This window comes from Vibrio tritonius (assembly GCF_001547935.1).
Taxonomy (GTDB): Bacteria; Pseudomonadota; Gammaproteobacteria; order Enterobacterales; family Vibrionaceae; genus Vibrio; species Vibrio tritonius.
The window spans coordinates 1486173-1498905 of the sequence record NZ_AP014635.1 but is presented as its reverse complement, the minus strand read 5'-3'; the positions used below and the strand labels follow the sequence as shown (position 1 = coordinate 1498905).

The window sequence follows — 12733 nt, the reverse complement described above, 5'->3', positions numbered from 1 at the left end:
TAGTCACACAGCAGGTAATCAGAGATAAGCACTGGTTAACTTTTATCGCAAGGTTATAATGCCAACCACACTCAACACGTTTCTAATGAGCATCATAGGCAAGATACGCATGACTCAAGCACAAAATGTCGATCCAAACGAAATAAAAAAATTCGAAGATATGGCTTCTCGCTGGTGGGATCTCAATGGGGAATTTAAACCTCTGCATCAAATTAACCCACTGCGTCTCAATTACGTTTTAGATAAAGCCAACGGTTTGTTTGATAAACAAGTGCTCGATGTCGGTTGCGGTGGAGGCATTCTTGCTGAAAGTATGGCTCGTGAAGGTGCACACGTTACTGGTTTAGATATGGGTAAAGAGCCGCTTGAAGTGGCCAGACTGCATGCCTTAGAAACCGGCACAAAACTCGACTATATTCAAAGTACTATTGAAGATCACGCGCAAGCCAATCCACAGCACTATGATGTAGTGACATGTATGGAGATGCTCGAACACGTTCCTGACCCGCAATCCGTTATTGATGCCTGCTCACGTTTAGTCAAACCTGGTGGCCACGTTTTCTTTTCAACCTTAAACCGTAACTTTAAGTCCTACCTGTTCGCAATTGTTGGCGCAGAAAAACTATTGAAGATCGTACCCGATAACACGCACGATCATGACAAGTTCATTCGCCCATCTGAAATGATGAAGATGATTGACCACACGCCACTGCAAGAGATGGGCATCACCGGGCTATTGTATAACCCGATAACAGACACTTATCGCCTCGGCCGTAATGTGGATGTCAATTACATTGTCCATACTCGACTTTTTTAGTTTGATAGCCGGCAATTGATAACAAATTAACCAGAGTGAAAAACTGCCATATTTCGGTGGGAATTTGTGCGTTTGATTCCACTTTAATCACCTAAGTTTGCGGAGTCATTTTCTCTCAAAGATCAAGATATTTTTTTTGTTATTGGTTATCAATAAATCAATCTCTAAGTGGGGATTTTTTCACTTCAACCCTGCTCTTAGATCATCGGTAAGTAGTCACTAACTGATTTTTTTTGTTTTGCAAGTTATCCACAATCTTTACAAGAACTCTTACTTGCAATAGCCATTTGATGGCACTATCTTGTAATGCGAAACGACACAGACCCCTATATATAGTGTTTTGACCCACTATCTATAGGGTTTGCTTTTTGAGAAAAGTTAGCAGTTATTCGACAACAACTAAACAAAATGCAGCTTTTATCAGTTTTGTTAGGGAAATAAAGCAGAATGAACCAAGAACTCACTGTCACTAAACGTGATGGCCGTAAAGAAAAGATCAATCTCGACAAAATTCACCGCGTAATTACTTGGGCGGCTGAAGGTTTAGAGAACGTCTCTGTTTCTCAAGTAGAACTACGCGCTCACATTCAGTTCTATGAAGGCATCACCACTTCAGACATTCACGAAACCATTATTAAATCTGCAGCGGATCTTATCTCTGAAGAGACGCCAGACTATCAATACATGGCAGCACGTCTTGCCATTTTCCACCTACGTAAAAAAGCGTACGGCGAATACGAGCCACCATCGCTTTTCGATCACGTAACGAAAATGGTTGAGACCGGTAAATACGATAAACACCTTTTAACTGATTACACTCGTGCCGAGTTAGACCAGTTAGACTCTTATATCGACCACCGCCGTGACTTGAACTTCTCTTACGCTGCAGTTAAACAGCTAGAAGGTAAATACTTTGTACAAAACCGCGTGACGGGTCAAATCTACGAAAGCGCACAGTTTCTGTACATCTTAGTTGCGGCATGTCTGTTTGCTAACTATCCGAAAGAAACGCGTCTGAGCTACATCAAACGTTTCTACGATGCGACGTCTACGTTTAAGATCTCTCTGCCAACCCCTATCATGGCAGGTGTGCGTACCCCAACTCGTCAGTTCAGCTCATGTGTATTGATTGAATGTGGTGATAGCCTAGATTCTATCAACGCTACCGCTAGCTCTATCGTACGTTACGTATCTCAACGTGCTGGCATTGGTATCAATGCAGGTCGTATTCGTGCATTGGGCTCTGAAATTCGTGGTGGTGAAGCATTCCACACGGGTTGTATCCCATTCTACAAATATTTCCAAACTGCTGTGAAATGCTGTTCTCAAGGCGGCGTTCGTGGCGGTGCAGCTACCGTGTTCTACCCATTATGGCATGGCGAAGCTCAATCGCTACTAGTGTTGCGTAACAACCGCGGTGTTGAAGAAAACCGTGTTCGTCATATGGACTATGGTGTTCAGTTGAATAAACTGATGTATCAACGTCTGGTTGAAGGCGGCAACATTACGTTGTTCTCTCCTTCTGACGTACCAGGGCTTTACGATGCCTTCTTCGAAGACCAAGATAAGTTCGAACGTCTGTATGTAAAATATGAAAATGATCCATCCATCAAGAAGACAACCGTTAAGGCGGTTGAGCTGTTTGCACTATTGATGCAAGAGCGCGCTTCAACGGGTCGTATCTATATTCAGAACGTTGACCACTGTAATACTCACAGCCCTTTCGATGCCAGCGTTGCACCGGTACGTCAATCTAACCTATGTTTAGAAATTGCTCTACCGACCAAACCGTTGACTAACGTTGAAGACGATTCTGGTGAAATCGCGCTATGTACGCTATCTGCGTTTAACTTAGGCGAAATCAAATCTCTAGATGACTTTGAGGAACTGTCTGAACTGGTTGTTCGTGCGCTAGACGCTCTTTTGGATTACCAGGACTACCCTCTACCAGCGGCACGTAAGTCGACCATGAACCGTCGCACTTTAGGTGTTGGCGTAATCAACTACGCTTACTACCTAGCGAAAAATGGCGTACGCTATTCAGATGACAGCGCGGTTGGTTTAACTCACCGTACTTTCGAAGCGATCCAATACTACCTATTGAAAGCGTCGATGAATTTAGCCAAAGAGCAAGGTCGCTGCCCTGCGTTTGACGAAACTAACTACGCGAAAGGCCTGATGCCAATCGACACGTATAAGAAAGATATCGATCTTATTTGTGAAGAGCCGCTGCACTACGATTGGGATGGGCTACGTAAAGAGATCATGGAACATGGTCTACGTAACTCAACCTTAACCGCGTTGATGCCTTCAGAAACCTCATCTCAGATTTCGAACGCAACCAATGGTATTGAACCACCTCGTGGCTACGTATCGGTAAAAGCGTCAAAAGATGGTATCTTGAAACAAGTGGTTCCAGAGTTTACTAAGTATAAAGATAACTACGAATTGCTTTGGAATATCCCAAACAACGATGGTTACCTACACTTAGTAGGCGTTATGCAGAAGTTTGTTGACCAAGCGATTTCGTCAAATACAAACTACGATCCAAGCCGCTATGAAACAGGCAAAGTGCCAATGAAACAGCTGCTAAAAGATCTGCTAACCGCTTATAAATTTGGTGTTAAAACTCTGTACTACCATAACACACGTGATGGTGCGAAAGACGATCAAAAAGACGCGGTGGCTCAACCACAAGATGATGATTGTGCAGGCGGTGCTTGTAAAATCTAAGCGGTTTGACGATATCTCGCTCTGAACCACAAAGGAGTTACTTGGATAAGTGACTCCTTTGCAGAGCAAACCCTCATTAATTTGAACGTTGCTGCAAGTTCAATAGCAGTAACCAAACGGATGAAAGTGACATGGCTTACAGTACTTTTACTCAAACAAAAAATGACCAATTGAAAGAACCTATGTTCTTAGGTCAGCCAGTAAACGTAGCGCGCTACGACCAACAGAAATACGAAATCTTTGAAAAGCTTATTGAAAAGCAACTCTCTTTCTTCTGGCGTCCAGAAGAAGTTGACGTATCTTCAGATCGCATCGATTACGCCAAGCTACCAGAGCATGAAAAACACATCTTCATCTCTAACTTGAAATATCAAACTCTGTTGGATTCTATCCAAGGGCGCAGTCCAAACGTCGCACTACTACCATTGGTTTCTCTACCTGAGCTAGAAACTTGGATTGAAACATGGTCATTTTCTGAAACGATTCACTCTCGCTCATACACGCACATCATTCGTAACATCGTAAATGATCCTGCGCTCGTATTTGACGATATTGTTGAAAACGACCACATCATCAAACGTGCCAAAGACATTTCTCACTATTATGACAAGCTCATTCAACTAACCAATGACTACCATCGTTTTGGTGAAGGCGAACATAATCTCAATGGCGAAAACGTCAGTGTGAGCCTACAGGCGCTGAAGAAACAACTCTACTTATGCTTGATGTCTGTAAACGCGCTAGAAGCGATTCGTTTCTACGTCAGTTTTGCTTGTTCATTCGCTTTTGCGGAACGCGAACTGATGGAAGGTAATGCCAAAATCATTAAACTGATTGCCCGCGATGAAGCGTTGCACCTAACGGGAACTCAGCACATGATTAACTTGTTGCGTAATGGTATGGATGATTTTTCATTCATTCAAGTTGCCGAAGAAGCTAAGCAAGAGTGTTTTGACCTGTTCAAAGAAGCAGCTGAACAAGAAAAAGAGTGGGCTGAATACCTATTTAAAGATGGCTCAATGATCGGTTTGAATAAAGACATTCTATGCCAATACGTTGAATACATCACCAACATCCGTATGCAAGCGGTTGGCTTAGATGCAGCTTACCCAGGCGCAACGACCAACCCGATTCCTTGGATCAATGCGTGGCTCTCTTCGGATAACGTACAGGTTGCACCACAAGAAGCTGAAATCAGCTCTTACTTGGTTGGCCAAATCGATACTGAAGTCAATAGTGATGACTTCGAGGGCTTCGAACTGTAATGGCACAGGTCAAAATCAACGACAGCATTACCATTGAGTCAAATTCATCAAATACGTTGTTAGAAACTATGGAGCAAGCAGGTCTTGTTCCAGAATATCACTGCCGAGATGGGCATTGTGGAGCTTGCCGTTGCAAGTTAGTTGATGGCTCCGTGGAGTACGTTGGTTTTGCCATGGCATATACGCAACCCGGAGAGGTTTTGCCTTGTATTTGTAAGGCCAAAACTGCAGTTACGTTAAAAGATGTTCGTTATCAAGTAAAAGCCAAACGCGCGTAATCCGTTACACGCATTTGAACCAGAAAGAAAAGCCAGAGCTATGCTCTGGCTTGTTTCATTCCGGAAAGGATTTCATCAACCAACCCTACGGAGATCGGTTTAGCGGCAATCTCTCTGCCATCAGCATCAAACAAAGATAAACGATAGCCTAAACGGTCCTGCTCTTCCCAATCTGTTGGGACATGCCGCCACATAGATGCAATATCATAAACACCACTGCTAAGCGCTTCACCTAAAACGACTTTTTGACTTGCTACCTCATACCAGACCAACAATTTGGATTGGTTAAACATACCAGCCTCCTGCCGACTTATTGTTTATTGGTCGATTTAGTGTACCGATAAAAACCAGTAAAAAAAGCGCAATTTTGACTATTAATTAAGCTCTCTATCGAAATCAGGTGGTTAGTTCTTAGACAAATTACGCATAAAAAATGATTATCTCATTCTATTGGGAATAAGCTTATCATTCATAATATTGATGGCACTAAAGAACGTATGAGAACGATAATGACAAGGTGAGGATAGGTCAAATGCCCCCTACCCTCACTAAAAGGGGAAATTAATTTAACGCACTAGCAGGAAGGTAAAGCTCTTTTACTTTCATTGTTGCATTGTACTGAGTAAAGACTGGTTTGCCGGATAAATAGCGGCGCAACATATCTGCCGCTAGCGTACCAATAACCTGTTTCTGGTCGTCTGCAGTATAACGCCGACTAAAGCGGAAAATTTGTCCCCACTCTCCCTCAGGAGCTGACAACGCAACCGTAAATTGATCGTCATCCGTTAAGGGTCCCGTGACCAACGCGAGATGGGTACCACATTTTTCTTTGGTAGCGCCTGCCAAAGCAAATGCCGCAGCTAACGGGTCTTTTATTCCTAGATCAGCTTCGACTTTCTGACTCAATACCCAACTATGACCACAAAGCTGCTCAATATTACTGTTACCTTGTAGCCAATAAGATAACCACCCTTTACTGCTTTGCTCAGCAATCGACAGCGTTTGTTGTTTATCCTGCATTAAATGGCCTAAATGGTCGAGCATGGGTTCATCCACGCTCACAAGGAAAGGCTCGATATGACGATAGATTATTTGAGCCAATTTTAAACGAACATCATCATCGCCCGCCGGACCAAACAACTTGATTTCGATAAATGGTAAATAAGAACGGTAGCCCAACGAATAACCTTCCGGCAATTGCATTTTATCGAGAATATCGGAAAGACCGGATTCAGACGAACCAAAGGTATAAAAATAGCTGCATTCCAAACGAGGCTCTTCTGGGTACATGGCGGAGAGATCAGGTAGTATCTGCTCGCTAACCATTCGCTTAAACTCACTCGGCACCCCGGGAGTAAAATAGAACCAACAGTCATTGATCAGTAATTTAAATCCACAAGCTGTACCGATCGGGTTGTCCACGATCGTTGCTTTTTCTGGCAACATTGCCTGCTTTAAGTTGCTTTCAGGCATCTTTTTATTACGTGACGCAAAAAAGCCTTCCATTACTTTGACCCATTCTGGAAACAACACTAATGGTTGCTCTGCCGCCTCTCCTGCCGCTACAGCGCTTAAGTCATCACTTGTCGGCCCCAAGCCACCATTGACGATCACCACATCATAATTAAAGCTCAGCATCATCAACTCTTCGGTAATCGTTGCTTGACTATCTCCAACAGTGGAACGTTTGGCTAAAGCAAAGCCATGTTGAAAACATTCTCGACCTAACCACGCGGCATTCGTATCGACGATGTCCCCATGTAGAACTTCTTCTCCGGTACTCAACATCGCAATTTTAAGCATATACTTTCACCTTATTGTTCTTTCGACCGCTCTGATCAGCAACTCTAATAAGAGTAGAGTCTCTACTGTACTTGTCATCTATAGATAACGCTATAACCCAAGTAACCTTAAAATGCTGTTTCAGCGAGAATGTATCTTGAGGTTATTTGGGTATAGTCACATTTGAACTTGATGATAACAAATCCAGAGTACTAATTTTGTCATACTATTGTACTCAGAATTCAGCGAATACAAATCACTATTGCTGGCATGGATCCTCGCTAGTTCAAAAAGTTAGCTCTACCTCTTAATAGGAGTATTAGAAACAACTTGTGGATCTTTGAAGAAGGTCATAGCCTGTTTTTTCTCACGTAATACACTAACTATACCCAAGTAACCTCAAGATGCTGTTTCAGCGAGAATGTATTCGCTTATAGGCAAGGCACCGATTTGAATACATAGTTATTCTACGTAGAAAATCGGTAACGCAGCATAGAAGCGAATACAACTTGCCCTTTGGGAGCTCATCAACAAGCCCATATCTGCGCCCTATGACGTTGAAAGGGAATGCCATTCCTGCCGTCATTGAGCTTGACCTGTGCTCGTTGATGAAGCTCTGAAGTCTGCATCCTGAGGTCATTTGGGTATATCTAATCTCAAGTGGCTGCTGAAACCTTAGTTTCGCACACCAGATACAGGTCCTCACCTGAGGACAGATAGCGTCACGTATCTTAGCCCAACCGAACGTTTGGAGAGTTGTTATGATTTCGAACTTTGTAGTCAGCTTTATTGGCAAAACCTCACCAAGCACATTGAAGAACTTGGCAGCGATTACCAATGAGAACGAAGGTAAGTGGCTCATTAGTAAAGTCAATTTTATTGACCAACAAATAGCCGCTATTATTAAGGTTGAAGTCCCTATTGATCGTGCTGACATCGTCAAAGATGCGTTTATTTCCTACCCTGAGCTGACAGTCAGTATTGTAGACAGTGATGTTCAGCCGCACGATGAACATACCGTGTTTAAATTGCGTTTGGATGCTAACGATCGAACCGGTATCGTCAACGATATTACTCACCTACTCGACTCCCAAGGCATTACGTTATTGGATATGGACTGTAACCGCGTTTTCATCGCTAACGACGGTGGTGTGCAAGCCAGTATTTTTACTGCCAATATCGCGTTGAGGCTTCCAGCAGACAGACAGATAGACGATCTTGCTAAAGAATTGGAGTCTCTTTCTGAAGACACTCGTGTCATGATTACATCAAAATGATTCTACACCCAACTAACCTTAATGGAGCTCTGAATTTGCATCTTTAGGTCATTGGGATATGCCACTAACCATATTATTCAGGAGATAGTCCTTCACTATCTCCTTTTATTACTCACCGCAAAAAAAATCTTGAGCTAGTTAACACTCTACTTCGTTTGTGGTAGAAAATTCATTCTTTTCTACCACGCTTTATTATGGAACTCATTGAGTGCTCAATACGTTTCATAAACATTCCCCCAAAACAGAATCAACAACCTAAACGCAACCCAAGTGCGTGTAACCTAGCTAGGTGGTAATCGTAATGTTTCATCTAAAAAATATTAAAGTTGGCCACAAGTTTACTCTAATTTTAATCGCGAGTGTCTTAGGGTTTATTTGTATGCTGCTCATTGCCGCAAACGCCCTAGAAGACAACCTCAAATTCGAACGAGAAGCCCGGCTCAAAGCAGTAGTACAAAGTACGCTTTCCCAAATCTCGCATCTCAACGCTATCTATCCTAAGGAGCAAGCACAAAAACTCGCCAAAGAGCTCATCAATAACCAACGTTACGATAATGGTAACTATGTGTTTGTCATTGATGAGAGTCGGCGCGCGATTGTTCATCCGGTGCAACCCGATTTAATCGGTAAAACCATGGGCGGTAGTAACCCAGCAGCCGATAACGTATGGTTACGTGCAGTGAATATTGCCAAAGGAGGAAAAAGCGGGAAAATTGAATACGACTGGCAGTTAAGTAACGGAACTAATGCCAAAAAGCTATCTTTTGTTCAAGGTTTCGCACCTTGGGGGTGGGTTGTTGGCTCAGGTATGTTAATTGATGATATTGAAACAGCAGTTAACCAACAATTTACATCAATGGCTATTGCTGCCGCGATTGTGGTTATAATTATGATCATTCTAGGCGTGGTCGTGCGTAATTCTATCTTACAACCGCTCGAAAAGATTGTACAAACCATGTACAAAATCGCAAAAGGCGATCTCACAGCCCGCGTCGATTATGACGGTAAGGATGAGATCGGTATTCTCGGTAAACGAGTGAATGAAAGTATTGGTGCCGTGCATGAGGCACTTTCTCAATCGGTAACCTCAGCTAATGCAGTGGCAGAAGCGGCTGTACGTATCGCTTCCACCGCAGAAGAAACAAGTCAATCTGTTATTAGTCAGCAAGGGCAATTAAATAGCCTTGCAACCGCAATGAATGAAATGAGTGCAACTGTCTCTGAGGTAGCACGTCATGCGGAAGATACGGCGAAAGATACCCAAGAAGCAAGTAATGAAGCCAATATGGGAGATAAAGATGTTCACGCCAGTGTGGACAGTATTAAAGCCCTCACAGATGAACTAGAAAGTGCCAACAACCAAGTCACGAAACTGAAAGAAGGCGTAATGGAAATCAGTGAAGTCACTGCCGTCATTAGTGGCATCTCTGAGCAAACGAATCTCTTGGCATTAAATGCCGCCATTGAAGCTGCACGCGCTGGTGAACAAGGCCGTGGGTTTGCAGTCGTTGCCGAAGAAGTGCGTAATTTGGCAAGCCGAACTCACCACTCAACGGATGAAATTCAAACCACCATCAACCGCTTGCAACAATTAGCTATGGCTTCTGCAACCTCAATGGAAACAAGTCAAAAATTGGCTTACGACAGTGTGGAACGTGCTGAAAATGCGGGCAGTGATTTATCCCTTATCGTTAGCCACATTCGAAAAGTCAGTGACAACGCAACACAAATCGCGACCGCAGCGGAAGAGCAAAGCGTCGTTGCAGAAGACATGAATAAAAACGTGAGTGGCATTAATGATTCTGCTTCCGAAATGTCTCAAGCGGCAAATTATCTAGCAGAAGAAAGCGAAAAATTGGCCGACTTATCCCGTCAGCTTGATGGCGAGTTAAAACGTTTTGTTCTCTAATAGCAGAACCGATATGAAGCAGATTAAACGAACACTCTAAGCACCGAGAAACTAGCCCGTCCAATTAGACGGGCTAGTTGTATTGGCTGCAACCGCGTCTGGCGGTTATTTGGCTATGGCCATCGAGTAATTAATAAACCGACCATTGTGACAATGAACGTTTGAAATCTTCAAAACCAAACTCGTTGAGTTTTTGAATTTCACCATTAGAACGTTCACAGTACACCGTTGGCATACGCAAACCATTAAACCAGTTGAGTTTCACCATGGTATAGCCGGCACTGTCCATAATGTGTAGGCGTTGGCCAATTTGCAGCGGCTCAGCAAAACGAGCCACACAAAATTGGTCGCCAGCCAAACAAGAACATGAACCAATCACGTATTCGTGTTCACCCTGCTCTGACGCTTCCATAATAGACGCTGGCTCGTTATAGATCAGCGTATCTAAACGGTGCGCTTCTGTGGCAGAATCAACGATAGCTGTCTTCATGCCATTCTCAACCAAGTCCACAACCGTTACTACTAAGTCGGTGGTCTTAGTGATGATCGCTTCACCCGGCTCTAAGTAAAGTTGTACACCGTGACGCTCAGAGAAGGCTTTAAGCGCGACGGCTAATTTTTCAACATCGTAGCCCGGCCAAGTAAAGAAAACGCCGCCACCAAGACTCACCCATTCCATGTTGTCTAGGTAAGCGCCAAACCGTTCTGAGATCGCATCCAACAAAGACGTAAAGGCATCTACATCTTTATTTTCACAGTTCATGTGGAACATCACACCGTTAACCGTTTCAAGCACGGCAGGGTCGATATGGTCAGCTTGAACACCTAAACGAGAAAATTGACGCGCAGGGTTAGCAAGGTCTTGCCCCGCATAACTTACGCCCGGATTCAAACGTAAACCGATCGATGCTTTACCCTCAATAATATGGCGGTAAGCTTTTAATTGTGATTGAGAGTTAAAGATCATCTTGTCGCAGATATCAGCAACTTCTTTCACATCTTCTTCAGAATAACCCACACTGTAGGCGTGCGTTTCTCCGCCAAAGGTTTCATAACCGAGTTTTACTTCAAAAGGACCTGAGCTGGTTGTACCATCAAGGTAAGGTTTGATGATGTCAAAAACGCCCCAAGTTGAGAAACATTTCAGAGCAAGAACCAGTTTAACACCTGATAGCTCTTTAAGACGTTTAGCGATTTCCAAGTTATGAATTAACTTAGCTTCATCAATCATAAAATACGGAGTTTTCAAATCACTTTTCTGCATGTTGAATCTCTTTACCGTTATCAAACCAATCACTGCCATTATCGAACGACATCATGACCATGATTGGTATAAGTAGCCCTTGTGCCAGAAAAAAACAGCCGTAGCATTCACTACAGCTGTTCAATTAAATCACAATAAGCGACGATTATTCTTTATCAAGATGGTGAATCACAGGCTCACTTGGATCCAACTCTTGTACATCCCAGCTCAAACCAATGGTTGGCATGGTTTCCAAGAATGGGTCTGGATTCAATTGCTCCATATTGTACACACCTTTGCCAGCCCACTCACCACGGAAATACTGCAGTGCAGCGGTAATCGCTGGTACGCCGGTAGTATAAGCAATGGCTTGATGTTCAACATCTTTATAAGCGACTTCATGGTCTGCATTGTTATAGATGAATACACTGCGCTCTTTGCCATCTTTCTTACCACGAACCCAAGTACCAATACACGTTAAACCAGTGTAACCTGGTGCCAACGAGGTTGGATCAGGCAATAATGCCTTCAATACTTTAAGTGGATAAACCGATGTGCCGTCTTGCAGTGTTACAGGATCTGCACTTAGCAAACCAATATCTCGCATGCAGTTGAAGTAGTTTAGATAACGGTCACCAAAGCCCATCCAAAACTCAATGCGTTTTGCTGGGATGAATTCTTTTAGTGAACGTACTTCATCATGCGCCATTGAGTAAACTTTGAAGTTGCCACAACGTGGAAAATCAAATTCCATCATACGAGTGTGACATGGTACTTGATGCCATTCTTCTTGTTCCCAGTAGAAAGAATCACCTTGGATTTCAAGCATGTTCGTTTCTGGGTCAAAGTTAGTCGCAAACTTTTTACCGTGGTCACCTGCATTAATGTCCATAACATCAATGGTTTCTATTTCATCAAAAAGGTGTTTGGCAGCATATGCGGCAAACACACTAACAACACCAGGGTCAAAACCAGCACCAAGGATGCCGGTGATTCCTGCTTCTTCAAACTTCTCACGGAATGCCCATTGAGGGTCGTAAGCTTCAGGAACTTGTTGACCTTCTGAACATAAATCCACAGCGACAGAAGTGTCTAAGTAAGAAACTTTAGCTTGATAACATGCTTCCATGATAGAAACGTTGACCCAAGGAGGGCCAGCGTTAATAACAAGATCAGGTTGCACGTCTTTAATTAATGCCACCAACGCTTCCACGTCGTCAGCATTAACTGCTTTCGCTTCTAACTTCTTAGTAGAATCTTTCAGGTTATTTTTACCTTTAATCGATTCAATGATCTTCTCACACTTCTCAATAGAACGAGAAGCAATGGTAATATCACCCAGCACGTCATTGTTTTGAGCTGCTTTATGTGCAACAACCCAACCAACTCCGCCCGCCCCAATCTGTAGAATAGACATTTTTGTTTTAAT

10 protein-coding genes are annotated in these 12733 nt (G+C 43.2%); 6 read left to right on the top strand and 4 right to left on the bottom strand.

What is annotated here, in order from left to right; translation table 11 throughout:
- Positions 1-109 precede the first annotated feature (109 nt).
- The 4 genes from ubiG (at position 110) to yfaE (ending at position 5093) form a co-directional block, all read left to right on the top strand.
- On the top strand, positions 110-817 hold the full coding sequence (ubiG, locus tag JCM16456_RS06720; protein ID WP_082712235.1) for a bifunctional 2-polyprenyl-6-hydroxyphenol methylase/3-demethylubiquinol 3-O-methyltransferase UbiG: 708 nt from the start codon (positions 110-112) through the stop codon (positions 815-817).
- Positions 818-1264: 447 nt separating this feature from the next.
- A complete protein-coding gene (gene nrdA / locus JCM16456_RS06715) occupies positions 1265-3550 on the top strand; it encodes a class 1a ribonucleoside-diphosphate reductase subunit alpha (protein ID WP_068713481.1) in 2286 nt (761 codons plus the stop codon).
- Between the two features lie 131 nt (positions 3551-3681).
- A complete protein-coding gene (gene nrdB, locus JCM16456_RS06710) occupies positions 3682-4815 on the top strand; it encodes a class Ia ribonucleoside-diphosphate reductase subunit beta (protein ID WP_068713480.1) in 1134 nt (377 codons plus the stop codon).
- A complete protein-coding gene (gene yfaE, locus JCM16456_RS06705) occupies positions 4815-5093 on the top strand; it encodes a class I ribonucleotide reductase maintenance protein YfaE (protein WP_068713479.1) in 279 nt (92 codons plus the stop codon). Before nrdB ends, yfaE begins: the two co-directional genes overlap by 1 nt.
- A gap of 38 nt (positions 5094-5131) precedes the next feature.
- Here the strand turns inward: yfaE and JCM16456_RS06700 are convergent, their stop codons facing one another.
- On the bottom strand, positions 5132-5386 hold the full coding sequence (locus tag JCM16456_RS06700) for a 30S ribosomal protein S6 modification protein (protein ID WP_068713478.1): 255 nt from the start codon (positions 5384-5386) through the stop codon (positions 5132-5134).
- Between the two features lie 268 nt (positions 5387-5654).
- Complete coding sequence (locus JCM16456_RS06695; RefSeq protein ID WP_068713477.1) at positions 5655-6896, bottom strand: CinA family nicotinamide mononucleotide deamidase-related protein; 1242 nt, start codon at positions 6894-6896, stop codon at positions 5655-5657.
- A 740-nt stretch (positions 6897-7636) separates the two neighbouring features.
- Here JCM16456_RS06695 and JCM16456_RS06690 point away from each other — a divergent pair.
- Complete coding sequence (locus tag JCM16456_RS06690; protein ID WP_068713476.1) at positions 7637-8152, top strand: glycine cleavage system protein R; 516 nt, start codon at positions 7637-7639, stop codon at positions 8150-8152.
- A 301-nt stretch (positions 8153-8453) separates the two neighbouring features.
- A complete protein-coding gene (locus tag JCM16456_RS06685) occupies positions 8454-10061 on the top strand; it encodes a methyl-accepting chemotaxis protein (protein WP_068713475.1) in 1608 nt (535 codons plus the stop codon).
- 130 nt (positions 10062-10191) lie between these two features.
- Here the strand turns inward: JCM16456_RS06685 and nspC are convergent, their stop codons facing one another.
- Positions 10192-11325 (bottom strand): carboxynorspermidine decarboxylase, encoded by a 1134-nt coding sequence (nspC, locus tag JCM16456_RS06680; protein WP_068713474.1) that lies wholly within the window; start codon positions 11323-11325, stop codon positions 10192-10194.
- A 145-nt stretch (positions 11326-11470) separates the two neighbouring features.
- Positions 11471-12721, bottom strand: a complete 1251-nt coding sequence (locus JCM16456_RS06675) for a carboxynorspermidine synthase (RefSeq protein WP_068713473.1) — start codon at positions 12719-12721, stop codon at positions 11471-11473.
- Between the last annotated feature and the right edge of the window lie 12 nt (positions 12722-12733).

Bases quoted from the DNA above. Each gene is read 5' to 3' on its own strand.
- ubiG (WP_082712235.1), top strand. From the start codon at position 110: ATGACTCAAGCACAAAATGTCGATCCAAACGAAATAAAAAAATTCGAA.
- yfaE (WP_068713479.1), top strand. From the start codon at position 4,815: ATGGCACAGGTCAAAATCAACGACAGCATTACCATTGAGTCAAATTCA.
- JCM16456_RS06690 (WP_068713476.1), top strand. From the start codon at position 7,637: ATGATTTCGAACTTTGTAGTCAGCTTTATTGGCAAAACCTCACCAAGC.
- nrdA (WP_068713481.1), top strand. From the start codon at position 1,265: ATGAACCAAGAACTCACTGTCACTAAACGTGATGGCCGTAAAGAAAAG.
- JCM16456_RS06695 (WP_068713477.1), bottom strand. From the start codon at position 6,896: ATGCTTAAAATTGCGATGTTGAGTACCGGAGAAGAAGTTCTACATGGG.
- nspC (WP_068713474.1), bottom strand. From the start codon at position 11,325: ATGCAGAAAAGTGATTTGAAAACTCCGTATTTTATGATTGATGAAGCT.
- JCM16456_RS06685 (WP_068713475.1), top strand. From the start codon at position 8,454: ATGTTTCATCTAAAAAATATTAAAGTTGGCCACAAGTTTACTCTAATT.
- JCM16456_RS06675 (WP_068713473.1), bottom strand. From the start codon at position 12,721: ATGTCTATTCTACAGATTGGGGCGGGCGGAGTTGGTTGGGTTGTTGCA.
- JCM16456_RS06700 (WP_068713478.1), bottom strand. From the start codon at position 5,386: ATGTTTAACCAATCCAAATTGTTGGTCTGGTATGAGGTAGCAAGTCAA.
- nrdB (WP_068713480.1), top strand. From the start codon at position 3,682: ATGGCTTACAGTACTTTTACTCAAACAAAAAATGACCAATTGAAAGAA.